The sequence below is a fragment of the Arthrobacter sp. MDT2-34-1 genome (assembly GCF_059091365.1).
In genome coordinates, this window is sequence record NZ_JBNHGO010000001.1 from 1405591 (window position 1) to 1428762 (window position 23172).

Consider the following 23172-nt stretch of genomic DNA (forward strand, 5'->3'; position numbering starts at 1 on the left):
CTACCCGCGGCGTGGGCTGCGTAGCGTTGAAGTATGGCAGCGGAACCGTTGGACGATGCGCAGGAGCCGGAGGAATCCTCCGGCACCCCTGCCGCGCCCGACAATGGTGCCGCGCCGGACAATGGTGCCGCGCCCGACAATGGTGCCACCGAATCAGCACCGGTGCGGCGGGGGTGGGCGAACGACTGGCAGGAGCTGGAACCGGCAGAACTGGCCGGCCTGCTCTCCGGCACCGACCCCGCGACCCTGGACGACTGGTCGACCCTCGACTACCTCCAGGCGGTGCGCAAACACGAGGCCTGGACCCAGTCCCACAGGCTGCGAGCCGTGCACCGCCTGGCCGTGCTCCGCCCGGCAACCGGGCCCGACGCCGGGGCACCGGACGGGATCTGCCGGCACGCCGCCGCCGAACTCGCACCCATCCTGGCCCTGCCCCGCCAACGCGCGGCCGCGGAACTGGCCGACGCACACCAGATCGCCACCTGCCTGCCCGCCACCCTCGCCGCCCTCGACGCCGGCGACCTCGATCTGCCCCGCGCCACCGCCATCGCCCGCAAAGGCGCCGGCCTGCCGCCCGAGGCCCTGGCCCGCTACGAGGCCAAGGTTCTTCCCGGCGCCGGGACCATCACCCTGGAATCCGTGCAGGCCCGGGCCCGCACCGCCCGCGACCGACTGCACCCCGAACCCCTCGAGACCCGGCACCGCGCCGCGATGGAACGCCGCACCGTCCACTACCAGCCCCAGGACGACGGGATGGCCGAACTCTACATCCGCGCCAGCGCCGACAAAGCCCTGCTCGCCTACAACCTGATGCAGGCCCACGCCCGCAAACTCCAAACCGTTGACGAACCCCGCACCCTGGGCCAACTCCGCGCCGACGTCTTCACCGACATGCTCCTGCGCTACCCCGGCCACGCCTACCAGCCCACGGCCACCGCCACAGACACCGGACCCGCCGCCGACGACACCGCCGCCACCCAAACAGCCACCGCCAACGACGAGGCAGCGGCCGACAACCAAGGAGCAGCCGGCCCGCGGCGACCGACCCGTTCCGGAACGGTGATCGGATCCGGGACCGCGACGAACACAACGACACCGGCAACGACAGCCACAGGCGCTCCACCTGGCGCCCGCAAGAAAACCGGCTCCCAAATCCCAGACGCGGAAGTTGCGGCGGACTCCGACCGCAACACGGCAGCCGCAGGCGCTCCACCGGGTACGGCACGGCAAGGTCCCTGCACCTGCGGGGGCGGGAACGTTACCGCGTCCGTCGCCGTGACCGCGCCCCTGCACACCCTGCTCCGGCTCGCCGAAGAACCCGGCGACCTCACCGGCTACGGACCCATCCCGCCCGATATGACCCGCGACCTTGCCGCCCTCGCCAAGTCCTGGCTGATCGTCCTCACCGATGACTACGGCAAAGCAACCGCCGCCGCCAAAGACCTGCGCCACCCGCCCGAATGGCTCAAACGCCTCGTCCGGCTACGAGACCGCCACTGCCGCGACTACGGCTGCACCGTCCCGGCGGACCACTGCGAGATAGACCACACGATCGCCTGGGAAGACGGCGGCCAAACAGTCCTGGAAAATCTCAGCGCCAGGTGCAAACCCGGGCACAAAACCAAACACCACGGCGGCGGAACCGTCACCCAAGACCCCGACGGGACCCTCCACTTCACCACCCGCTCCGGCCACACCCACACCACCACCCCCGACGAAGGCTGGACACTCACGCTCCCCGCAGCACCCGGCGCAGAAGAAGCCACGGAAAGCCCGGGCAACGGGGCCAAAAGTCCCCGACGCTGTACCGGCGGCGAGGGCGACACCGGCGACGAAGCCACGGACGGCCCATGGGACAACACCCCGCCACCGTTTAACCGACCCAACGTGAAACCAACAGCAAGAGGATTCAACAGTGACCAGGTATGCGAGGCCCAAGGCGCGAATCGAGGATGTGCTTCGGGAGTTCTTCGTCCAACAACGTCAGGTGAGACCAATCCAGCTCGACCGCTCACTCAGGTTGGAGGCTCACCTGCGGCGCTTCCTGGAGACCTGCGGTCCTGCCTACCTCTCAGAAGAATGGTGGATGATGCTTCAGTTGGAACAGTGCTTCGAACCGCAGGGTGCCTTCGCGCGGTTACTGCCCGCCGATTATTTGCTGGCACCGATGCATGAGTTTTTGTCGCCCGATTGGCTCATGGACCACGGTACCGACCGGTTGGTCCAAGTGAACCACAGCTACCGACTGGTCTGCTGGCTTTGCGGCAGCGGGCTGGTCAATCTTCGTGCGCTTCGCCCGAGCATCATCCGCTTCATGATTCGGCATGACGAGCTTTCCGCACATTCGAAGCGCCGCGTTGAACGGCAGCGCATTCCACGACCGGCAGGAGCACCGCAGGTCGAGGACCCGCAGGCTGACGCGACGATCAGACGGGAAGACCTTCCCTAGGAGCATGCCGCGCCAGACAGGGTCCCCGAATGTCCGAGGACCTCTCGCTCGGCGCGGCCTGGACGCACGACGCCGAGTCCGCACACACCTCTTGGGGATCGCCAACGAAGTGAGGCGAGGTTCGGTTGCCGCTGTGGACCGCCCGGCTTCCCGCACGTACTCTCTTGGTGAGCCCGGCTAAGCAGCGGCATCCCGGCCGTCACCCTCAACACAAGCCCGGCGAAAGGTGGTTGCATGCGCACTTTCGGTGTCGAAGAGGAGCTACTGCTGGTCGACCCCGCCACGGGCCTGTCTGTGCCGCGCGCGGCAGCCGTCATGGACCAGTATCGGCTCACAGCGGGAGAAGCCCAGCAATCTGGGCAAACGGAAGTCGCTGCTGCCTCTGCCTCAACCGGCCCGACGCTCGCAACCGAACTCCAGCAGGAACAGATCGAGGTCATCTCCCCGCCCCGCGCAGCCTTGTCCGATCTGGCAGCCGAGATTCTGGCCGGACGAGCCTTGGCCGACGCTTGTGCCCGCGCGTCCGGAGCAAGGGCCGTTGCGCTGGCCACATCGCCGTCGCCGGCCGCACCGCATCCAGCTCCTGATACCCGCGTCCAGGCACTGAGGGCGCAGTTCGGGCTGACCGCAGAAGAGTCCTTGACCTCCAGCTGCCATGTCCACGTCAGCGTGGATTCTGAGGAGGAGGGCGTAGCTGTGCTGGACCGCATTCGGATTTGGCTTCCCGTACTCGCCGCCCTCAGCAGCAATTCCCCGTTCTGGCAGGGCCGCGACACTGGGTATGCCGGTTTCAGAACCCAGGCTTGGTTGCGCTGGCCGGGCACCGGGCCTTCGGAAATATTCGGCTCGGCTGCCGCCTACCACCGCTCGCTCCGGCGTGCCTTGGACAGCGGCGTCGTACTCGACCACGCCATGCTTTATCTCGACGCGCGGCTGTCCCACAAGCACCCGACGGTCGAGATCCGGGTGGCCGATGTCTGCCTTCAGGCCAGCGACACAGTGTTGATCGCCGGATTGTCCAGGGCACTCGTGGAGACGGCGACGAGAGAGTGGAGGTCCGGGTTGCCCCCTGCACCGGTTCCGGCGTCGGTACTCCGGTTGTCCGCTTGGCAAGCCAGCCGCTGGGGCATCGCCGGCAATCTCCTGCATCCACTCACCGGCGTTCCTTGCCGTGCCGACACCGTGATCTCCCTGCTCTTGGAGCACACCCGGCAGGCCCTTGCCGACGCCGGGGACGAGACCGGCATCGGGCTCCTATGCCAGGAGGTCCAGGCGCGAGGCACGGGCTCCCGGTTCCAGCGCGAGGCCTTCGCACGCGGAGGCCTCGTGGCCTTGGCAGGCACAGCGGCCTACTTCACCCACCTCACGCGGCAGGAACCTGCGCTGGCGGACGACGACCTCGTGTCCGAAGCGGCCGGGCATTCATAGGCGCACTCATGCGGGCACCGGGCACCCGGTGTGCGGAGGGCCAAGAGGCCTGCCGCTACAGACTGCAGCCAATCAGAAGGGGCTCAGGCTGAAGCCGGATCCCGAAGGACCGTTCAACTCCGTCCCGGACTACGCGTGCAATCGCGAGGATATCCTCGGCGCTGGCGCCGCCGCGATTGGTAATCGCCAACGTGTGTTTGGTCGAAAGCGAGGCGCGGCCGCCCGCCACCTCATAGCCGCTGAGGGGACCGTTTGACGTTCCCGAAAGCCCAAAGCCCTTCGAAAAGCCCGCGTGGTCAATCAGCCAGGCAGCACTTAGCTTGGCCTTGTCCTCGGCCGGCCAGCGTGGCGCATCAGCCGGCAGCTTCGCCGCCGTGTCCATGTCGACGATGGGGTTCGTGAAGAACGAGCCCGTGCTGAACGTATCCCGGTCGGCTAAATCGTGGACCATGCCCTTGGAGGCGCGGAGCCGGAGTACCTCACGGCGAACGTCGGCGGCCTTGGCCACGCCTCCGACGTCGACACCCAGCACGCGTGCCAGCTCGGCGTAACGGACCGGAAGGCTCTGACGGCTGGGGGCCAGGCGGAACTCGACTTCCAGTACCACGAAGCGTGGAGATCCATTGGACGTGCTTTGTTTCAGGACCGAATCCCGATAGCCGAAGGTGAGGTCGCGGTTCGCGAATTCCCGGACAGCCCCGGTCTTACGATCCCAGGTTCGCACCCGGACGATGGTCTGCGAGACATCGGATCCGTAAGCGCCGACGTTCTGAACGGGCGTTGCCCCGGTCAGTCCGGGAATGCCGGAGAGGGCCTCCAGCCCGGCCCACCCGTTGTCGACCGTCAGCGCCACCAGCTCGTCCCATGGGTGGCCCGCCTGCACCGTTAGTCCGACGGCGCCGTCTTCCTCGCGGATGATGTAGCCGCGGTTGGCGATGGCCACCACGGTGCCGGGGTAACCGTCGTCGGAAATCACGAGGTTGGACCCGCCGCCAATGACGAGCAGGTGGTCTCCGGACTCGTCGGCGGCACGGACAGCCTCGATGATCTCGGACTCGGAGCCTGCTTCAATGAATTGCCGGGCGGGACCGCCCACACCGACCGTAGTCAGCGGCGCAAGAATCGTTTCAGTCACGGTGCAGGCCTCTCACCCGCCGTGGGCGCGGTGCGGTTTACCAAATCTTGACGACCGCCTGGGCTTTGACCAGTACCTTCACGCCTGCAGCGGTTACGGTGAGGTCGACCCGTGCCGTGCCGTTGTCCTGGTCGATGGCCCCGATGGCGCCGCTGACGTCGATCGTGGCACCGGGTCCGTCGAGATCTTCCACGAGGACCGGCTTCGTGAAGCGCGTCTGGTAGTCGACGACGGCGGCCGGGTTGCCGATCCAGTCCGTCACCAGCTGCACCGCGGCACCCATGGTGAACATGCCGTGCGCGATGACGCCGGGGAGGCCTACCTGCTCGGCGAAGCGTCCGTTCCAGTGGATCGGGTTGAAGTCGCCGGACGCTCCGGCATACCTGACCAGGTCCGCGCGGGAAACCTCAATGCTCCGTGAGCCAATGTCCTGTCCAACAGTCAGTTCGTTCAGTTCAACGCTCACTGGCCTTCCCCTCTCACCAGGATCGACGACGTGGTGGTGGCCGTTTTCTCGCCGGCGACGGTGCTGATTTCCGCCCGGGTGGTGATCATGGCGCCGCCGCCCATCGCTCGCACTTGGTCAACGTGCAACTCGGCCACCAGTTCGTCGCCGGCGACGATCGGCCGGTGGTGCACGAACCGCTGGTCAGCATGGACCACACGGGAGAAATCGATCCCGGAATCCGGGTCCTCGATCAGCCGGGCGTCCGCACGCTGGGCCACAATGATGGCGAAGGTGGGCGGAGCCACCAGATCGACATAGCCCAGTTCCTGCGCGGCTTCGACGTTGAAGTGCGCTGGATGCGTGGCCTTGACCGCCGATGCGAACTCCCGGATCTTCTCGCGGCCCACGGTATAGGCGGGGCCGGCCGGGTAGGTGCGGCCGGCGAGGTCGGGGTTGACCCCGGCTTGTTCGGACATGGATCTCCTTCAGATGGAGTGGATGGGACTATCGACGCTTCGCTGGCCGTGTGCCCCGCGGGTGGGCGGCTGCCTGCCGGGCCCGGGCGTCGCGGAACCGGACCAGCAGCCCGGCCAGGTGGGTCAGCAAACCCGTGATGATGGCGGCCAGTGCAGCCCAGATCAGCCATTGGATGCTCGCCGACGCGGCGATGACAGACAGGAGGATCCCGACGCCGATCAGCACCATGGCAGAGATGACCAGCTTGCGGTACAGCGGCGAGCCAAGGTCCCAAGGATTCATACCTCAAGGTTACCGGCCACGCCCCTGCCAGCCGAACCGCGGAGCCGTGCGGGACTGCGGGCTCCGGCAACGCCTGCCGTTCGCCTAGAACAGCTGTTCCTGGATGACGCGCTGCTCCGAGACGAAGTCGCCGACGGCGATCCGGCGGCCCTTCACCCCGCCCAGGTCCACCAGGAAGAGCGGTCCGCCGTCCTGCAGCCGCGCGGCCGCGACGCTGCCCAGAAGGCCCTCCACGATGAACCCGTGGTCGCCCGAGGCAAAGCTACCCGGATAGCCCCTTTTGATGCCCTCCTCCAGCACCGGTGCCGCCAGCTCCGGGACCTGCCATTGTTCGTCGACGACGTCGAAGCCCTCCAGTTGAACGGCAGGCAGCAGTTCGCGCACAGCGGCAGCATGGCCGGAGTTGAGCCGGTCCACCTCGGGCACCGGCAGCGGGGCCAGCAGCCCGGCGAACTTGGCGGCGCTGCGCACGGCTTGCGTCAGGGCGGTATTGCCCGAGACCGCGTCCTCGAGTACCCGCACCACCCGTCCATCGCGCGCCCGCGCGACGTAACGGGCGGCCACCGCGCCTTGTTCGGCCAGCCGCAACGCTTTCCGCACGTGGGCCGCCGTGCCCACCTTGCTGGCACCGTTGGCAAACGTCGCCACGTACAGCCAATGGGGTTGGGCGAGGTAAGCCAGCAGCCCCTCGGGGGCCCGGCCGCTGCGGTGGCTGTCATGCATGAAGCGCAGGTCGTCATTGAGGAAGCAGTTCACACATTGGTGACCCCGCTCCGCCGGAGCCTGCAGCCGGCACGGCACATGCGTGCGCTCCGCGGCAGATAGTACCCGGTGGCTGCCCAGGCAGTAGCGCTGGGGGTCCATCACGCGGAAGCCCAGTCTCAACCCCTGCGTCACGGGCAGGTCTTTCGGCGTGCCGTCCGGAGTTGCCAGGCGCAGCCGGGGGCCCGCGGGGGTCCAGGCGATGCCGTGGGCGAGGTAGAGGGCGGGCATGGCGTCCACTCTAGTAAAGGACGTGAGAGTTCCCCTGACCCCGCCGGCTGCGGTCGCGGGGCGGCCTTCGGGGTCAGCGGGGGCGTTTAACAGCCGAGGGGCCCGGCCGGAACCAAAGTTCCAGTCGGGCCCCTCAGGGTCTTGGTAGCGGTGCCCGGACTCGATCCGGGGACCTCACGATTATGAGTCGTGCGCTCTAACCAGCTGAGCTACACCGCCACGAATGGGAGCGCCCGCGCTGCGTCTCGCGACGCAGACGCGGGCTTTGCCATTCCGAGCCCCCCACCGGAATCGATCCGGTGACCTCGTTCTTACCAAGAACGCGCTCTACCACTGAGCTAGGGGGGCAACGGAGAAATACATTACCAGCAATTCGCCCCTGAAAGAAATCGGAATCGTGCCCCGTGGTGAAGGCCACACGTCCGACGGCGGTCTCCTCCGCGGAGAGCCCCAGGCGGCCTGTCCCCGGAGGCGTTTCGGGTGGATGGACTGCAGTCAAGATCACAGCGAGGCGGCCAGCGGACGCGGACGAAAGGGTACTCTGGCGTCATTCGAAAGGACTCGACATGCAGGTTTCCCAGCCATGGGGCCGGGACGACATCGCCTCCCGGCTGCGCGCGGCAGGCTGCGTCTTCGCCGAGGAAGAGGCCGACCTGCTGCTCGCCGAGGGCGGTCCCCGGGAAGAAATTTCCGCCAAGGTGGAACAGCGGGCAGCCGGGACGCCCCTGGAACAAGTCCTGGGCTGGGCCGGGTTCTGTGGCCTGCGCATTCGCGTTGCCCCCGGGGTTTTCGTCCCCCGGCGGAGGACCGAGTTCCTGGTCCGGCAGGCCGCGGCCTTGGCCCCTGTGCCCACCTCCGTCGTCGTCGATTTGTGCTGTGGTTCGGGGGCCGTGGCGGCGGCACTGGCCGCACTGCTCAGGCCCAGCGAACTGCACGCCGCAGATGTGGATCCGGCGGCGGTGGCGTGCGCGCGCGCGAACCTGCCGGGGGCACAGGTGCACGCGGGCGACCTGTACGCGGCCCTGCCCGCGGCATTGCGCGGCCGCGTCGACGTGCTGGCGGCGAACGTCCCCTACGTGCCCACAGAGGAGATCACGTTGCTGCCGCCCGAAGCCCGCCTCCACGAAGCACCGTGGGCGCTCGACGGCGGCCCTGACGGCCTGGCTGTCATGCGGCGGGTCGCGGAAGGGGCGCCGGACTGGCTCGCGCCGGGCGGATCGGTTCTGGTGGAAACGAGTGAGCGGCAGGCGGAGGCAGCGGCGGCGGCCTTCGCAGCGCGCGGACTGGTTCCGGCCATCGCCCGTTCCGAGCAGCTCGCCTCCACGGTGGTTTCCGGCACCCGGCGGGCTGGTTGAACACGGCGGGGCCGTCGCGAGAACGCGGCGGGCGGGGCCGTTAAACGCCTCCGGGGCACCTGTGCAATGACAAGTGCCCCGGAGGGGTGGTTCCTGGCTGAAAGCCAAACCGGCCAGGCTAGCCGCGGGTGTGGCGCGGCCTGCGCGGAGGCTAGCCGCGGGTGTGGCGCGGCTTGCGTGCGGCGCCAAAGCCGCGGTCGCTGCGCTCCCCGCCGAATCCACGGTCGGAGCGGTCCCCGCTGAAGCTGCGTTCGCCGCTGAAGCTGCGTTCGCCGTCGGTCTTGTACGGGCGGTCGCCCTCAAACTTCTTCTTGTAGGGGCGGTCGCTTTCGAACTTCTTCTTGAACGGCCGGTCGCCCCGGTCGCTGCGGAAGCCGCCGCGGTGTCCGCCGGCGACGTCGTCGCGGTCCCGGCGCGGCTTGCGGCCGCCATCCAGCTCCAGGTGGATCAGCTCGCCGCCGATGCGGGTCTTGGACAGCGCGCGCAGCTGGTCCTTGCTCAGGTCAGCGGGCAGCTCGACCAGCGAGTGGTCCGAGCGGATGTCGATGCCGCCGATCTGCGCGGCGGACAGGCCGCCCTCGTTGGCGATGGCGCCGACGATGGAGCCGGGCATCACGCGGTTCCGGCGCCCCACGGCGATCCGGTACGTGGCGTTGCCCTCGGTCAGCGTGCGGGACGGGCCCCGCGAATTCATGGCGTCGCGTCCGCCGCCGGCACGCTCGCGCTGGCCCTTGGGTGCCTCGGGCAGGTCCTGGACCAGCAGCGGGCGACCGCCCTGGGCCATGACCGCCAGCGCGGCCGCGATCTCGGCGGCCGGCACGTCGTGCTCGGTCTCGTAGTTCGCGATCAGGTCGCGGAAGATCGAGACGTCCTCGGACGCCAGGGTCTCGGTGATCTGTTCCGCGAACTTGCGCATCCGCAGGTTGTTGATGGTCTCCGCCGAGGGCAGGTGCATCTGCTCGACGGGCTGGCGCGTGGCCTTCTCGATCGCCCGCAGCAGGTACTTCTCGCGCGGGGTCATGAACAGGATGGCGTCGCCCGAGCGGCCCGCACGGCCGGTGCGGCCGATGCGGTGCACGTAGGACTCGGTGTCGTGCGGGATGTCGTAGTTGACCACGAGGGTGATGCGCTCGACGTCCAGCCCGCGGGCGGCGACGTCCGTGGCGACCAGGATGTCGATCTTGCCGTCGCGCAGGGCCTCGACGGTGCGCTCACGCTGCTGCTGCGGGATGTCGCCGTTGATGGCGGCGGCCCGGTAGCCGCGGGCCTTGAGCTTGTCGGCCAGGTCCTCGGTAGCCATCTTGGTGCGCACGAAGGCGATGACGCCGTCGAAATCTTCGGCTTCCAGGATCCGGGTCATGGCATCCAGCTTGTGCGGGCCCATGACCTGCAGGTAGCGCTGGCGGGTGTTGGTGCCCGTGGTGGTCTTGGCCTTGACCGTGATCTCGGCCGGGTCCTTCAGGTACTTCTTCGCGATCCGGCGGATGGCGGTCGGCATGGTCGCCGAGAACAGGGCAACCTGCTTGCTTTCCGGGGTCTTGGAGAGGATCTGGTCGACCTCTTCGGCGAAGCCCATGCGCAGCATCTCGTCGGCCTCGTCCAGCACCAGGTACTGGAGTTCGGACAGGTCCAGCGAGCCCTTTTCGATGTGGTCGATCACGCGGCCGGGGGTACCGACAACCACCTGGGCGCCGCGGCGCAGGCCGGCCAGCTGGGGCCCGTACGCGGAGCCGCCGTAGACGGGCAGCACGGTGAAGTCGTCCATGTGGGCGGCGTAGGAGGAAAAGGCCTCGGCCACCTGCAGGGCCAGCTCACGGGTGGGGGCCAGCACCAGGATCTGGGTGTTCTTGGTCGGCGGCAGTTCGGCCATCCGGGAGAGGGCGGGAACAGCGAAGGCTGCGGTCTTGCCCGTGCCGGTCTGCGCCAGGCCGACGACGTCGCGGCCTTCGAGCAGGACGGGAATGGTGGCGGCCTGGATGGGCGAGGGCTTCTCGTAGCCGACGTCGGTCAGCGCGGCCAGGACACGGCCGTCGAGGCCGAAGTCGGTGAAGAGTACGGTGTTCTCGTCTTCGACGGCCGGGGCGGCGTCGGTGTTTTCGGGCAGGGTGTTAACAGTGTTTTCGGACACGGGGCAGTTCCTCGTATTCAGCTGGGGACCGGTGGCCGCGGCACATTGATGTCCGCGGTCCTCTGACTCAAAGCCCGGCGCTATTACAATCCCGTGGCAGGGCTTTCCGCCGCTTCGCTGGCCATCCGCAAGCTGCGGAGAGACCTGGCGGCGTTTTCTTTAGCCGGCGCTCCCAAACATGAAACTGCCCGCCGCATAGAGGCGGGCCCACACACAATCAGACGCTTCGACAAGACCGTAAACGGCATTATCGCGCAGAACTAAGGGAATACCGACAGTGGGGGATGTATCCAGTGTACGGCACGCTCCGGGTGGGCGGGGACGGGGAGCACGACGGCGGGCGGTGACCTTTGGCACAGCAGGGCACCCGGCGCCGAGCCCCGGGTCGTGTTCCTACTCCCCCTGCAGGGTCTGCTCGGCCCACTCGATCCAGGCCTGCTCGAACATGATGCCTGCCTGCAGCACGGCCCGCTGCAGCCGATTGGCGTCGGTCCAGGTGCCCCGCTGGTCGAGCTGGCGGTAGGCCGCGAGCTGCGCGCGGTGCAGGCCCAGATGCCGCTCGATTTCGCCGTGGATCGGGACGTCTCCGAGCACCGAGGAGGCGCGGAGGCGGATCATCAGCTCCTCCCGGACGGGGCGCGGGTTCTGCTGTTCGTCGGTCCAGCGCCGCAATTCCTCCCGGCCGCCGGCAAGCACCTGGTACTCCTTGGCGCGCCCGCGGCTGGAGTCGCGGCCCGTTGATTCGACCAGGCCGTTCTGTTCCAGCTTGGCGAGCTCGCGGTAGATCTGCTGGTGCGTCGCCGGCCAGAAGAAGCCGAACGACTTGTCGAAGCGGCGGGCCAGTTCCGCCCCGGACCCGGGCCGCTCCAGTAAGGCGGTGAGGATGGCGTGCGGCAAGGACATGAGGGCTCGCTCCGTTACAGCGCCGCGGCCAGACGGGTCGCCTGGTTGATGGCGCGTTTGGCGTCGAGTTCGGCCGCCACGTCGGCGCCGCCGACCAGGTGGACCGGCAGCCCCGCAGCTTCGAGCGCCTCCTGCAGCTCCCGCTGCGGCTCCTGGCCGGTGCAGAGCACCACGCTGTCGACGGCGAGCACCGTGTCGGTGCCGTCGACGGTCAGGTGCAGTCCGTCGTCGTCGATCCTGCGGTAGGTCACGGCCGGGATCATCTGCACGCCGCGGCTCTTGAGCTCGGCCCGGTGTATCCACCCGGTCGTCTTGCCCAGCCCGGCGCCGAGCTTGGATTCCTTGCGCTGCAGCAGGTAAACGGTGCGGGCCGGGCGTTCGGGCCGGGGAGCGGCCAGGCCGCCGGGCGCCGCCGGGTCGTCGTCGACCCCCCAGTGCTCGCGGAACCGGCCCGGATCCAGGGTGGCGCTGGGACCGGCCTGCGTGATGTACGCGCTGACGTCGAAGCCGATACCGCCGGCGCCCAGCACCGCCACGATTTCACCGAGCTGCCGGTGGTCGCGCAGCACGTCCAGGTAGCCGAGCACGCTCGGGTGGTCCACGCCGTCCAGATCAGGGACCCGCGGCAGCACGCCGGTGGCGAGGACGACCTCGTCAAACCCGCCTTCGGCCAGGGCCGCCGCGGTGGCCCGGGTCTTCAGCCGCACCTCCACGCCGAGCAGTTCCAGCTGGCGGCTGAAATAGCGGATGGTCTCGTGGAACTCTTCCTTGCCCGGGATCTGCTTGGCCAGGTTGAACTGGCCGCCGATGCCGTCCGCCGCTTCAAAGAGGGTGACGCGGTGCCCGCGCCTGGCCGCAGTGACGGCACAGGCCAGCCCGGCCGGCCCGGCCCCGACCACGGCCAGCGATTTGGGCGCGGCGGCGGGCGCGATCAGCAGTTCGGTCTCGTGGCAGGCCTGCGGATTGACCAGGCAGGAGGTGGTCTTGCCGACGAAGGTGTGGTCCAGGCAGGCCTGGTTGCAGGCGATGCAGGTGTTGATCTCGTCGGCCCGTCCGCGCGACGCCTTGAGCACGAATGCCGGGTCGGCGAGCAGCGGGCGGGCCATGGACACCATGTCGGCGTATCCGTCGGCCAGCAGCTGCTCGGCGGTATCCGGGTTGTTGATCCTGTTGGTGGCTACCAACGGGATTCCGACGGCGCCCATCAGCCGGCGGGTGACCCAGGAGAAGCCGGCACGCGGGACCGAGGTGGCGATGGTCGGCACGCGGGATTCGTGCCAGCCGATGCCGGTATTGATGATGGTGGCCCCCGCCGCTTCGACTCCGCGGGCCAGTTCGGCGACTTCCTCGAAGGTGGAACCGCCCTCCACCAGGTCCAGCATGGACAGGCGGTAGATGATGATGAAATCCTCGCCCACCCGTTCGCGGGTCCGGCGGACAACCTCCAGCGGAAAGCGGATCCGGTTCCGGTAGCTGCCGCCCCAGCCGTCGGTCCGCCGGTTGGTGCGGGCGGCGATGAACTCGTTGATCAGGTAGCCCTCGGACCCCATGATTTCGACGCCGTCGTATCCTGCTTCGCAGGCCAGCGCGGCCGCGTTCGCGAAGTCCTCGATGGTCTGCCCGATCTCCGGTTCGCTGAGCCCGCGGGGCGTAAACGGGCTGATCGGGGCCTGCAACGGGCTGGGCGCTACCGGCTCGGGATGCGCGGCGTAACGTCCGGCGTGCAGCAATTGCAGCGCTATCCGCCCACCTGCGGCGTGGACGGCGCCGGTGACGATCGTGTGGCGGGCGGCCTCCTCCGCCGTCGTCATCATGGCGCCGCCGGGCTGCAGCCTGCCGGCCGCGTTGGGGGCGAAGCCGCCGGTCACGATCAGTCCGACGCCGCCGCGGGCGCGTTCGGCGTAGAAGGCCGCCATGCGCTCGAAGCCGCCGGGCAGTTCCTCCAGCCCGACGTGCATGGACCCCATCAGCACCCGGTTGGGCAGGACCGTGAAGCCGAGGTCCAGCGGTTCGAACAACTTCGGGTAGGCCACGGCCACGATGCACTCCTTTGCACAACAAGTTGCATAAAGCCTACGGCCCTGGGCGGCGCCGGACAACCGGCGTCCGAGGAGCGCGGCCTGCGTCTCAGGCCTGGACTCGGCCGAGTGCCCTCCGGACCGCCTTGGCGACGTTGCCGTGCAGCGCAATCTCCCCACTGGTCTCGGAGGCCCGCAGCGCCTGCGCCTGCCCGGGGCTGAGCCCCAGCGAGGAGTCGGCCACGCTGACGCCGTGCGCCGGGCGGAAAAGGACCTCGATGCTGTCACCGGCCGCCAGCGAGCCGGTGGCGATGACCTTGAGATAGGCGCCCGGCAACCCCTTGCGCAGGAAACGCTTGGCCCACCGGGGCTCCTCCATGTGGCGGGCGAAGGTGGCGCACGGTATCCGCGGCATCGTCACTTCGACGACGACGTCGGGGCCCACCTGCCACCGCTCCCCCACCAGCGCCCCGCTGACGTCCAGGCCGGTGGTCCGCAGGTTCTCGCCGAACAGCCCCGGCGCGATGTCGCGCCCGAGCTCGGCCGACCACGCGTCGGCATCCTCCTGGGCATAGGCGTAGAGGGCCTTGAGTTCTCCGCCGTGGTTTTTGCGATCCGCCTGGACATCGGCGCGCAAGCCCATCGGGTGAACCGGCACCCGTCCGTCGACCGGGCGCTTGTCGATCCCGGTGATTCCCACCTTGCTGGCATCGGGCTTCAAGGCGTGCAGCCGGCAGAGGGCCAGCAGGGATCCGGATTTCATGGGGCAATCATAAGTGCGTCCGGTGCTGGCTCAGGCGTGGCCCTCGTAGCTGACGTCCTGTTCCTTGGCCGAGTCGGCCGGCAGCGGTTGCCCGCGGTATTTTCCGATGGCCCACAGATTTCCGTCCGGGTCGTTGATGCCAAAGCCTCGGTCGCCGTAGTCGGTGTCCTGCAGGTCCCGGATGATCGACGCCCCGGCCGCCTTCATGCGCTCGTACGCGCCGTCCGGGTCGCGCGTGTAGACGTTCAGCTGGGCCGAACCGGGTTCCCGGGCCCACAGGGTCCCCTCCGCGTGGCTGGAGACCATCACCATCCCGCCCTCGGGCCAGAGCAGTTCCGCGTGCACCACCAGGCCATGCTCCTCGAACCGTGCATGCTCGATGAATCCCATGGCCCCGGTCAGGAACTCGATCAGTTCGTGGGCCTTGCGCGACTGCAGACCGGCGACGACGCTGGCCGGAGGGTACTGCTTGTTCGCATCCATGGACACAGTATTCTCTTCCGGCCCCGGACGCGCCAGAGGCGGCGGACCGGCCTGCCGGTACCGCCGCCTCTATGGGTGCCTAGAGCTGGCCGAAGGCCTTTTCCAGGTCCGCGATCAGGTCATCGATGTCCTCGATGCCCACCGACAGCCGGATCAGGTTCTCCGGCACCGCCAGTTCGGTGCCCTTCACCGAGGCATGGGTCATCTCCGCAGGGTAGTTGACCAGCGACTCGATGCCGCCCAGCGATTCCGCCAGCGTGAACACCTCGGTGGACTCGGCCACCTTGCGGGCCGCCGCCTCGCCGCCCGTGAAGGAGACCGAGACCATGCCGCCGAAGCCGCGCATCTGTTTTTTGGCCAGCTCGTGGCCGGGGTGCTCGGGCAGGCCCGGATAGTAGACCGCCTCGACTTCGGCCCGGCCCTGCAGCCATTCGGCCACGGCCTGGGCGTTCGCCGAGTGCCGGTCCATCCGCACGCCCAGCGTCTTCAGCCCGCGGGTGGTCAGGAAAGCGTCCAGCGGCGCGGAGACGGCCCCCACCGCGAACTGCACGAAACCGACCTTCTCGGCGAGCGCGTCGTCGTTGAGCACCACGGCACCGCCGATCACGTCCGAATGTCCGCCGATGTACTTGGTGGTCGAATGCACCACGACGTCGGCGCCGAAGGCCAGCGGGTTCTGCAGGTACGGAGAGGCGAAGGTGTTGTCCACGACCAGCAGCGCGCCGGCGGCGTGGGCCAGCTCGGCGAGGGCGGCGATGTCGGTGACCTTCATCATCGGGTTGGAAGGGGTCTCTACCCAGAGGAACCGGGCCTTGTGCCCGTTGACCGCGGCGGCCACGGCCGACTCGTCGGACATATCGACCACGGTGTGGCCGATCCCCCAGGCACCGAGCACGCGGTCAATGAGCCGGTAGGTTCCGCCGTAGGCGTCGTTGCCCAGCACGATGTGGTCGCCCGGGGACAGCAGGGCACGGATCAGCGCATCTTCGGCTGCCAGCCCGGAGGCGAAAGAGAAGGCGTGCTTGCCGCCCTCCACCGCCGCCAGCTGCACCTGCAGGGAATCGCGGGTCGGGTTGGTGCCGCGGCCGTATTCGTAGCCGTTGCGCAGCCCGCCGATGCCGTCCTGCGCGTAGGTCGAAGACTGGTAGATCGCCGGCACCACCGCGCCGGTGGCCTCGTCCGGCACCTGGCCGGCATGCACGGCGCGGGTGTTGAAGCCCTGGTTGTTCTCTGCGCTCATTCTTCTCTCCTTCAGCTCGTCAGGTAGGACAGCAGGTCGTGGCGGGTCAGCACGCCCACCGGGGCACCGGCCAACGTCACCAGCACGCCGTCGACCGCCTGCAGCTTCTCGCGGGCGGCCGAGACCGGTTCCAGCGCCCCGACCAGCGGCATCGCCGCGCTCAGATGGTCGCCGACCTTGTCTGTCAGCTTCGCTTCGTTCTTGAACAGCTTGGCCGTCAGTTCGCGTTCGTTCACTGCGCCGACCACCTCGCCCATGACCACCGGCGGCTCCTGCGAGAGCACCGGCAGGGTCGAGACGCCGAACTCGTTCATGATCCCGATGACGTCGCGCACCGTCTCGTAGGGATGGGTGTGGACCAGGTCCGGCAGCGTGCCGCTCTTGCCCCGCAGCACCTCGCCCACCGTCGCTTCGTCTCCGCCGGCGATAAAGCCGTAGGACTTCATCCAGTCGTCGTTGAAGATCTTGCCCAGGTAGCCGCGTCCGGAGTCCGGCAGGATCACTACCACGATGTCGTCCGGCCCCAGCCCCTCGGCCACCTTGAGCGCTGCCACCACGGCCATGCCGGAGGAACCGCCGACCAGCAGCCCCTCTTCCTGGGCCAGCCGCCGGGTCATCGCGAAGGCCTCGGCGTCGTTGACGGCCAGCACCTCGTCCGGAACCGACTTGTCGTAGTTGTCCGGCCACATGTCCTCGCCGACGCCCTCGACGAAGTACGGCCGTCCGCTGCCACCGGAGTAGACCGATCCCTCGGGGTCGGCGCCGATGATCTTCACGGGACCGCCGGCGCGGTCGGCGGATATTTCCTTGAGGTAGCGGCCGGTTCCCGTGATGGTTCCGCCGGTGCCGGCGCCGATCACCACGTGGGTCACCCGGCCGTCCGTGTCGCGCCAGATCTCCGGGCCGGTGGACTCGTAGTGGCTGGCCGGTGCGGCCGGGTTGTTGAACTGGTCCGGCTTGTAGCCGCCGTCGACCTCGGTCACCAGCCGGTCGGAGACGCCGTAGTAGGACTCCGGGCTGTCCGGCGCCACGGAGGTCGGGGTGACGACGACGTCGGCGCCGTAGGCCCTGAGCACGTCGCGCTTTTCCAGGCCCACCTTGTCCGGGGTCACGAAGATGGACTTGTAGCCCTTCTGCTGCGCCACCAGGGCCAGGCCCACCCCGGTGTTGCCGCTGGTGGGTTCGATGACCGTGCCGCCGGGCTTGAGCCGCCCGTCCTTTTCGGCTTCTTCGATCATCTTCACCGCGATGCGGTCCTTGATCGAACCGCCCGGGTTGAAATACTCCACCTTCGCCAGGACGGTGGCGGCAAGACCTTCGGTCACTTTGTTCAGCTTGACCAACGGGGTGTTGCCGATCAGGTCCAGAACAGAATTGGCATATTTCATGGGCCCAAATCTACCCGCCAGCGTATCCGGGGGCACATCCGGCGTAAGACGGGTTCATGCCCGGGGCCCGCCTGCGGCCGCCGTGTGCCGCGCCTGCGCGGCTGCTTGCCCGAAAAGGGTCTTGCCCGAACAGGCCCGGGTGAAAGAACTGTCCGGAGCGCGTGGGACGATTAATCCATGCTGTCCACCGCCACCGCGCCCGGCACCGGGCTCACCGCACTGGTGGAGTTTCCGGAGCCGTATGACCTGCGCGGAACGCTGTCCATCCTGTCCCGCGGCACGCAGGATCCCACCGCCCGGATCGACGACGCCGGCGCCTGGCTGACGCTGAACACCTCCTCCGGCGCGGCAACCCTGCGCCTCACCCGCGGTCCGGGAGGGCACGACGGCAGCCGGGGCACCGCCGTCGTCATGGGACGGGCATGGGGGCCGGGTGCCGAGGAAGCGCTGACCGGGCTCCCCGCGCTGCTGGGGGCGGACGATGACTGGTCGGGGTTCGACACCCCGGATTTCCATACTGGCCTGCCCCGCCTGGTGCGTGAGCCCCGCCGGCGGCATCCCGGGCTGCGGCTGCCGGCGACCGGGCGGATGATCGATGCGCTCGTGCCGGTGATCCTGGAGCAGAAGATCACGACCATCGAGGCACGCTACTCCTACAAATACCTCGTCCGCCGCCACGGGTCTCCGGCGCCGGGGCCCGCACCGAGCGGGCTCATGGTCCCGCCGACGGCGCAGGGGTGGCGGCGCATCCCGTCCTGGGACTGGCACCGGGCGGGGGTGGACTCGAAGCGCTCGGGCACCATCATGCGGGTTTGTTCCTCGGCCGGCGCCCTGGAACGGCTGGCGTTGCTGCCGGCCGGCGAAGAACTGGCCCGCAAGCTGTGCACCGTCCCGGGGATCGGACCGTGGACCGCGGCCGAGACCGCGCAGCGCACGCACGGGGATCCGGACTCGGTGTCGGTGGGCGACTTCCATCTGGCGGCGTTCGTCGGCTACGCCCTCACCGGACGCAAGACGGACGACGCCGGCATGCTCGAGCTCCTGGAACCGTGGCGGGGCCACCGCCAGCGGGTGGTGCGGATGCTGGTGCTGAGCGGTTTCCGCAAGCCCGCGTTCGGACCGCGGCTGGCGCCGCAGGACCACCGCCGGCACTAACGCGCCACCAACGCGGCACTGACACCGAAAACACCGCTCGCCTTAAAGCCCGAGGGAGCAGGGCATGCGCCCTGCTCCCTCTGGCATCTTGACCGTTGTAGCTATTCGGAGGCCTGGCCGTCCTGCGCCGCCTGCTGCTGGGCGGCCACCTGGGCGTGGACTTCCTCCATGTCCAGTCCCTTGACCGCGTCCACCAACTGCCCGAACTGGCTGGAGTTCAGGGCGCCGGGCTGGGAGAACACCAGCACCTTTTCGCGGAAGGCCATGAGGGTCGGAATCGAGGTGATACCGGCCGCGGCGGCCAGGCCCTGCTCGGCTTCGGTGTCCACCTTGGCGAAGACGATGTCGCCGTGTTCCTCGGACGCGGCATCGTAGACGGGGGCAAACTGCTTGCACGGGCCGCACCAGTCGGCCCAGAAGTCAACGAACACAATGTCGTTCTCTTCGATGGTCTGCGGGAACTGGGCCTCGGTGATATCGATGGTTGCCATACCCCCACGCTAACGCGCCGGGTTGCGGCCTGTCGCCCCCTGTTCGCTCAGCGCATGAGCCGGCGCCGCGGCCGTTATCCACAATCCCCCGCGGGGGCTACCGGCCGCCGTGGCCGGATCCCTAAGGTCGATTCCACCAGAAACCGCGACCGGAGGATTCGACATGAACCGCTTCACCGTCTTGATTGTCACCGACGGACTGGAACTCGACGCCGCCATTTCCAAGAGCCTCGCCGTGATGGACGAGTTGGAGGAGCAGCTGCCGTTTGCCCACGACCCGTCACGGAACGAGCTGTACGCCGTGGGTGAGGGCGCCGCGCTGAAGGGCAGGATCGGGCTGCCGCACGGCAGGCCCGGCGCCGGACCGGCGGCCACCTACGTGGGCGACCTGCACTGCATCTGGAGCGAAGGGCGGTGGTACACGCCAGCCGACTGTCCACCTGCTCCGGCAGACCATAACGGCGCCACTGCCTGGCAGTGGCTGTACTACAACGTGATGCACCATTCCGGGCCGAAAACGTACTGCTTCCTCTGGGACATCCACCCGCTGCCGCTGGCCGAAGCGGCCTGAACACTCGCTGTCCGGGCGGCTACAGGGCCGGGCGGGCTGTTGCGAAGTGCCGGCGCTCGGGCCGGCGGCGCCGCTCAGTAGAAGGGCTGGTGGCGGCGGCGCACGTAGAGCCCGCGGGCAATCTTTTCCCCGGCCGCGGACCACAGTTTGTACTTCAACGGGGAGATCACCTGGTCATAGCAGCCGACGAAGTCGGTGATGGTCTTGGTGAAGCTGGTCTTGAACAGGCCCAGCCCGTAGTACTCATGTTCGGGGTTCTTCAGTTCCGACGACGGCGGAGTCCCGCACAGGTCGTAGCTGGTAATGCCCAGCTCCTTGAGCTGGTTCATGGCCGTCCACTGGATCAGGTGGGAGTCGCCGTACTGCTTCCGGCGCGGCAGCGATCCGCCGTCTTTGTAGGTGCCCTTGCGTCCGTAGTTGACCACGAACGCGCCCACCGACGGCTTGCCGTCTTCGTACGTGAACAGCAGCCGGCCCTGCCCGGCGGCAATAAAGTTGCCCCAGAACGCCTTGAAGTACTCGAAGGAGCGGACCTGCACGTTCTTCTGGCCCTGCTGCACCTGTCCCATCAGGTTGAACATCGCCCGGAAGTTCTCTTCCGTCGGTTCGGCAGTCACCACTTCGGCGCCCTCTCGGATGGCGCGGCGCACGGCGTTGCGCCCGCGGGACGAGAAGCTCTTGAGGACGACGTCCGGCTCCGGGGAGATGTCGACGATTGCGGTGTGGTCGTTCGGCTGCAGGTCGGGCATCTTGACCAGGCCTTCGCGCGCTAGAAGCGCGCGGGTTCCGTCCGTGGCCTCGACATCCGGCTCGATCCGGATCACGAACACGCCGCGTGCCTGCTCCCGGCAGAAGTTGCGGTTGGCCTCGAAGATGCTGGGCAGGTCCTCGGGCGAGGCGACGTCGGGACCCTTGATCATGTACCAGTAGTTGCCCAGCAGCGGAACGTGCTTTTCCAGTACCAGGTTGTAGCTGGTGTAGTCCTCGGTCTCATACGCCAGGTACAGCGGCTTCCACCCGTGGTCCGCCTTGACCTGGGCGTAGGCCTTGGCTTGGAGCATGTTGCCGCCGTTGGGGTTGGCCGTGACATGGCTGTCCCATGCCTCGATTTCCTCCGTCGTCGCGAAGCGGGCGGTGAATTGTCGCAAGAAAACTCCTCGTCGTGGCAGTTGGTCGTCGCCGGTCACATCCGCGGTCAAGTCTATCGACGCCGGTCCCCAACCCTGTGCCGGGGAATGAACCAGCGGCGGCCGGCATGGCCGGCAGGTACGGAAAAACCCCGTCCGACCAGTGATTCACCTGGTCAGACGGGGTTTCCCGTTCGGTGGCAGATGAGGGATTCGAACCCCCGTAGGCAATGCCAGCTGATTTACAGTCAGCCCCCTTTGGCCGCTCGGGTAATCTGCCGAACGCCTTCTTCAGAAGAAGACCGCTTCCCCGTGAGGAAGCAAGACAACTTTACACAAAGATCGGTCCAAGAATCGAATCGGGCTCCGCGGGGTCTACAAACCCCGGGAAATCCGCTCCTCCATCTGCCCGACGAACCGCTCTGCCTGCTCCGCGGTGACCAGCTGCATCCGCACCGCCTGATCCATCTCGCGGCGGATGCCGTCCAACCTGGCAGCGAGCCCGGAACCATTCCTCTCCCCCGCGGCGCTGGAGTCGGCGCCCGCGGCGCTGGACGGGTCGCCCAGGCCTGCCAAGCCGCCATCGCCGGTGGCACCATCGAAGACGGCCCCTGCCGCGAGGTCCTGGCGGAGTTCACGCTCCAGCTCTTGGGTGTCCCGACGGATCATCGTCACGGCGCCGGCCGCCGCGGCGGGCGCCTGCGCGGACGCCAAGGAGGCAGTGGCCGCCGAGGCCGGCGCGGAGCCCATCACAACCACTGTGGCGACGGCCGTTACGGTCAGGAACGAACCAGCGGCAACCCTCATCGAAGTGACTATGTACTGCGGGCGGGCTGCCATGTGTGTGCTTCTCCTGAAGATTGGTGTCGATACGGCTTCTCGATTCTCGCCAACCCGGATGAAGGAACAATGGACGGAACCTGCGTCCCAGCTGGGAAAGCCGCGCCATCGGATGCGATTCAGTAGGCTGGTGGCGAGACACATACGCCCCGACCCAGGAGGAACCATGGCCAGCGATTCTTCGTTCGACATCGTCAGCAAGGTGGACAAGCAGGAAGTCGCCAACGCGTTGAACCAGGCGCAGAAGGAAATCGCGCAGCGCTATGACTTCAAGGGAGTCGGCGCCGAGGTTGACTTCAGCGGCGAAAAAATCCTGATGAAGGCCAACTCCGAGGAACGGGTCAAGGCCGTTCTGGACGTGCTTCAGTCGAAACTGGTCAAGCGCGGCATTTCGTTGAAGTCGCTGGACGCCGGTGAGCCGTTCGCTTCCGGCAAGGAGTACCGGATCGAGGCCGGCGTCAAGGAGGGCATCGCCCAGGACCAGGCCAAGAAGATCTCGAAGATCATCCGGGACGAGGGCCCCAAGGGTGTGAAGGCCCAGATCCAGGGCGACGAACTGCGCGTCACCTCGAAGTCCCGGGACGACCTGCAGGAAGTCATTTCGCTGCTCAAGGGCTCCGACTTGGACGTCGACCTGCAGTTCATCAACTACCGGTAGTCCGGGAACGAAACGCCTGGCTCAGGTGGTTACCAGGCGTTAGTCCGTAGAGAGTCCGCGGGAGTGCCAAGGACCGCAGCCATAAGACCAGCGGCTGCGGTCCTTGTCTTGTCATCGGCCCTGCCGCCACCCGCACCGTAGCGACTTCCCCTATTAACGGATTGGCAAGGGCACCCCTCAAGGCTGACCAGCCGTGCGTGCGAGGAATTGACCCGAGCGGCGGAAATCCCGTATGAGAAATAGGAGCCCGATCATGAAGAGAAATACCATGCCTGCAAAGACCCAGCCGAATGGATCATTCCGTCCGGCGCCGTTGATGGCTTGCGGGATGAAAACCAAAGGGTAGAACGGCATTATCAACAGCTGCGTCGCAAGAGCCTTTCGCATCTGCACAGCCGCGCCGCGCGTTACCGTGAGATGCTCCGGAACGACTGCCGCCTTGCCTGCTACCTGCCGGCGGACGTGCTTTCGTTCCTCGCTCGTCAGCGACAGGGTCACGTCGACGTTTCCATATTCGGCTGCCGGTACGAGCCTTTTCGAGTTGAAGATCAGGCCTCCGATCATGGTGCCTAGCCCTGCCAGCATGAAGCCGAACGGTAGGTACGTTGGCCAGTCACCATAAGAAGCCCCAAACGCCAGAGCCGCCGCCAGGGAACCAATCGGGACCAGGACGATCACGCCCACTAGCCAGAATCGCGTGTAGTAGACCTTCACGGCGGCGCCCAGTCCGTTGTCCGCCAACCCTTGGGCTCTTTTGGCCGCTTTAGCCCAACGTTCGTTGGACTCGGCCATAAGTTCCTCAATTCCGCCCAATTTCCACCCCTCGGTGCTTTAGTTACC

General features: G+C 67.7%; 23 protein-coding genes and 3 tRNA genes. 7 read left to right on the top strand and 19 right to left on the bottom strand.

Annotated features, from left to right (window positions below):
- Nucleotides 1-33 precede the first annotated feature (33 nt).
- From AC5RVV_RS06500 to AC5RVV_RS06510, 3 genes are all read left to right on the top strand, one after another.
- On the top strand, nucleotides 34-2175 hold the full coding sequence (locus AC5RVV_RS06500; protein WP_494000532.1) for an HNH endonuclease signature motif containing protein: 2142 nt from the start codon (nucleotides 34-36) through the stop codon (nucleotides 2173-2175).
- A gap of 22 nt (nucleotides 2176-2197) precedes the next feature.
- Nucleotides 2198-2449 (top strand): hypothetical protein, encoded by a 252-nt coding sequence (locus tag AC5RVV_RS06505; protein ID WP_494000533.1) that lies wholly within the window; start codon nucleotides 2198-2200, stop codon nucleotides 2447-2449.
- A 234-nt stretch (nucleotides 2450-2683) separates the two neighbouring features.
- Nucleotides 2684-3877 carry a carboxylate-amine ligase gene (locus tag AC5RVV_RS06510; RefSeq protein WP_494000534.1) on the top strand — a complete coding sequence of 398 codons (1194 nt, stop codon included), beginning with the start codon at nucleotides 2684-2686 and terminating at the stop codon, nucleotides 3875-3877.
- Between the two features lie 55 nt (nucleotides 3878-3932).
- On the opposite strand, the gene AC5RVV_RS06515 is transcribed toward AC5RVV_RS06510, so the two are convergent.
- From AC5RVV_RS06515 to AC5RVV_RS06545, 7 genes are all read right to left on the bottom strand, one after another.
- Nucleotides 3933-5012, bottom strand: coding sequence for a UDP-N-acetylmuramate dehydrogenase (locus AC5RVV_RS06515; RefSeq protein ID WP_494000535.1), 1080 nt, complete (start codon nucleotides 5010-5012; stop codon nucleotides 3933-3935).
- A gap of 37 nt (nucleotides 5013-5049) precedes the next feature.
- Complete coding sequence (locus tag AC5RVV_RS06520; protein ID WP_494000536.1) at nucleotides 5050-5478, bottom strand: MaoC family dehydratase; 429 nt, start codon at nucleotides 5476-5478, stop codon at nucleotides 5050-5052.
- Nucleotides 5475-5936: an FAS1-like dehydratase domain-containing protein gene (locus AC5RVV_RS06525; RefSeq protein ID WP_494000537.1), complete on the bottom strand. Its 462-nt coding sequence runs from the start codon at nucleotides 5934-5936 to the stop codon at nucleotides 5475-5477. Before AC5RVV_RS06525 ends, AC5RVV_RS06520 begins: the two co-directional genes overlap by 4 nt.
- Before the next feature lie 28 nt (nucleotides 5937-5964).
- Nucleotides 5965-6219 carry a hypothetical protein gene (locus AC5RVV_RS06530; protein WP_494000538.1) on the bottom strand — a complete coding sequence of 85 codons (255 nt, stop codon included), beginning with the start codon at nucleotides 6217-6219 and terminating at the stop codon, nucleotides 5965-5967.
- Nucleotides 6220-6303: 84 nt separating this feature from the next.
- Nucleotides 6304-7212: a DUF2797 domain-containing protein gene (locus AC5RVV_RS06535; protein WP_494000539.1), complete on the bottom strand. Its 909-nt coding sequence runs from the start codon at nucleotides 7210-7212 to the stop codon at nucleotides 6304-6306.
- 142 nt (nucleotides 7213-7354) lie between these two features.
- Nucleotides 7355-7431, bottom strand: a tRNA-Met gene (locus AC5RVV_RS06540).
- Between the two features lie 57 nt (nucleotides 7432-7488).
- Nucleotides 7489-7560 (bottom strand) — tRNA-Thr (locus tag AC5RVV_RS06545).
- Between the two features lie 218 nt (nucleotides 7561-7778).
- On the opposite strand from AC5RVV_RS06545, the gene AC5RVV_RS06550 reads away from it, so the two are divergent.
- Entirely contained in the window at nucleotides 7779-8567 is a 789-nt protein-coding gene (locus AC5RVV_RS06550; RefSeq protein WP_494000540.1) for a putative protein N(5)-glutamine methyltransferase, read from the top strand.
- Nucleotides 8568-8718: 151 nt separating this feature from the next.
- On the opposite strand, the gene AC5RVV_RS06555 is transcribed toward AC5RVV_RS06550, so the two are convergent.
- From AC5RVV_RS06555 to AC5RVV_RS06585, 7 genes are all read right to left on the bottom strand, one after another.
- Nucleotides 8719-10695 (bottom strand): DEAD/DEAH box helicase, encoded by a 1977-nt coding sequence (locus AC5RVV_RS06555; RefSeq protein WP_494000541.1) that lies wholly within the window; start codon nucleotides 10693-10695, stop codon nucleotides 8719-8721.
- 393 nt (nucleotides 10696-11088) lie between these two features.
- Complete coding sequence (locus tag AC5RVV_RS06560; protein ID WP_494000542.1) at nucleotides 11089-11598, bottom strand: PadR family transcriptional regulator; 510 nt, start codon at nucleotides 11596-11598, stop codon at nucleotides 11089-11091.
- Nucleotides 11599-11612: 14 nt separating this feature from the next.
- Complete coding sequence (locus AC5RVV_RS06565) at nucleotides 11613-13637, bottom strand: FAD-dependent oxidoreductase (RefSeq protein WP_494000543.1); 2025 nt, start codon at nucleotides 13635-13637, stop codon at nucleotides 11613-11615.
- 88 nt (nucleotides 13638-13725) lie between these two features.
- The gene (locus AC5RVV_RS06570; RefSeq protein WP_494000544.1) at nucleotides 13726-14379 is read right to left on the bottom strand and encodes an MOSC domain-containing protein; all 654 of its coding nucleotides are present in this window, start codon (nucleotides 14377-14379) and stop codon (nucleotides 13726-13728) included.
- 30 nt (nucleotides 14380-14409) lie between these two features.
- Entirely contained in the window at nucleotides 14410-14862 is a 453-nt protein-coding gene (locus tag AC5RVV_RS06575) for a VOC family protein (RefSeq protein WP_494000545.1), read from the bottom strand.
- Between the two features lie 79 nt (nucleotides 14863-14941).
- Nucleotides 14942-16102, bottom strand: a complete 1161-nt coding sequence (locus AC5RVV_RS06580; RefSeq protein WP_494000546.1) for a cystathionine gamma-synthase — start codon at nucleotides 16100-16102, stop codon at nucleotides 14942-14944.
- Nucleotides 16103-16113: 11 nt separating this feature from the next.
- A complete protein-coding gene (locus tag AC5RVV_RS06585; protein ID WP_494000547.1) occupies nucleotides 16114-17490 on the bottom strand; it encodes a cystathionine beta-synthase in 1377 nt (458 codons plus the stop codon).
- Between the two features lie 177 nt (nucleotides 17491-17667).
- Here AC5RVV_RS06585 and AC5RVV_RS06590 point away from each other — a divergent pair, with 177 nt between their 5' ends.
- Nucleotides 17668-18645, top strand: coding sequence for a DNA-3-methyladenine glycosylase family protein (locus AC5RVV_RS06590; protein ID WP_494000548.1), 978 nt, complete (start codon nucleotides 17668-17670; stop codon nucleotides 18643-18645).
- A 101-nt stretch (nucleotides 18646-18746) separates the two neighbouring features.
- Here AC5RVV_RS06590 and AC5RVV_RS06595 read toward each other — a convergent pair whose 3' ends face one another.
- Nucleotides 18747-19136 (bottom strand): thioredoxin family protein, encoded by a 390-nt coding sequence (locus AC5RVV_RS06595; protein WP_494000549.1) that lies wholly within the window; start codon nucleotides 19134-19136, stop codon nucleotides 18747-18749.
- Between the two features lie 163 nt (nucleotides 19137-19299).
- Here AC5RVV_RS06595 and AC5RVV_RS06600 point away from each other — a divergent pair, with 163 nt between their 5' ends.
- Nucleotides 19300-19707, top strand: coding sequence for a hypothetical protein (locus tag AC5RVV_RS06600; RefSeq protein WP_494000550.1), 408 nt, complete (start codon nucleotides 19300-19302; stop codon nucleotides 19705-19707).
- 74 nt (nucleotides 19708-19781) lie between these two features.
- Here AC5RVV_RS06600 and AC5RVV_RS06605 read toward each other — a convergent pair whose 3' ends face one another.
- The 3 genes from AC5RVV_RS06605 to AC5RVV_RS06615 form a co-directional block, all read right to left on the bottom strand.
- Nucleotides 19782-20855, bottom strand: coding sequence for a lipid II:glycine glycyltransferase FemX (locus tag AC5RVV_RS06605; RefSeq protein WP_494000551.1), 1074 nt, complete (start codon nucleotides 20853-20855; stop codon nucleotides 19782-19784).
- Nucleotides 20856-21032: 177 nt separating this feature from the next.
- A tRNA-Tyr gene (locus AC5RVV_RS06610) sits at nucleotides 21033-21114 on the bottom strand.
- Between the two features lie 95 nt (nucleotides 21115-21209).
- Nucleotides 21210-21641 carry a hypothetical protein gene (locus AC5RVV_RS06615; protein WP_494000552.1) on the bottom strand — a complete coding sequence of 144 codons (432 nt, stop codon included), beginning with the start codon at nucleotides 21639-21641 and terminating at the stop codon, nucleotides 21210-21212.
- A gap of 199 nt (nucleotides 21642-21840) precedes the next feature.
- Here AC5RVV_RS06615 and AC5RVV_RS06620 point away from each other — a divergent pair, with 199 nt between their 5' ends.
- Nucleotides 21841-22332 carry a YajQ family cyclic di-GMP-binding protein gene (locus tag AC5RVV_RS06620; protein ID WP_494000553.1) on the top strand — a complete coding sequence of 164 codons (492 nt, stop codon included), beginning with the start codon at nucleotides 21841-21843 and terminating at the stop codon, nucleotides 22330-22332.
- Nucleotides 22333-22509: 177 nt separating this feature from the next.
- Here AC5RVV_RS06620 and AC5RVV_RS06625 read toward each other — a convergent pair whose 3' ends face one another.
- The gene (locus tag AC5RVV_RS06625) at nucleotides 22510-23124 is read right to left on the bottom strand and encodes a hypothetical protein (protein WP_494000554.1); all 615 of its coding nucleotides are present in this window, start codon (nucleotides 23122-23124) and stop codon (nucleotides 22510-22512) included.
- Between the last annotated feature and the right edge of the window lie 48 nt (nucleotides 23125-23172).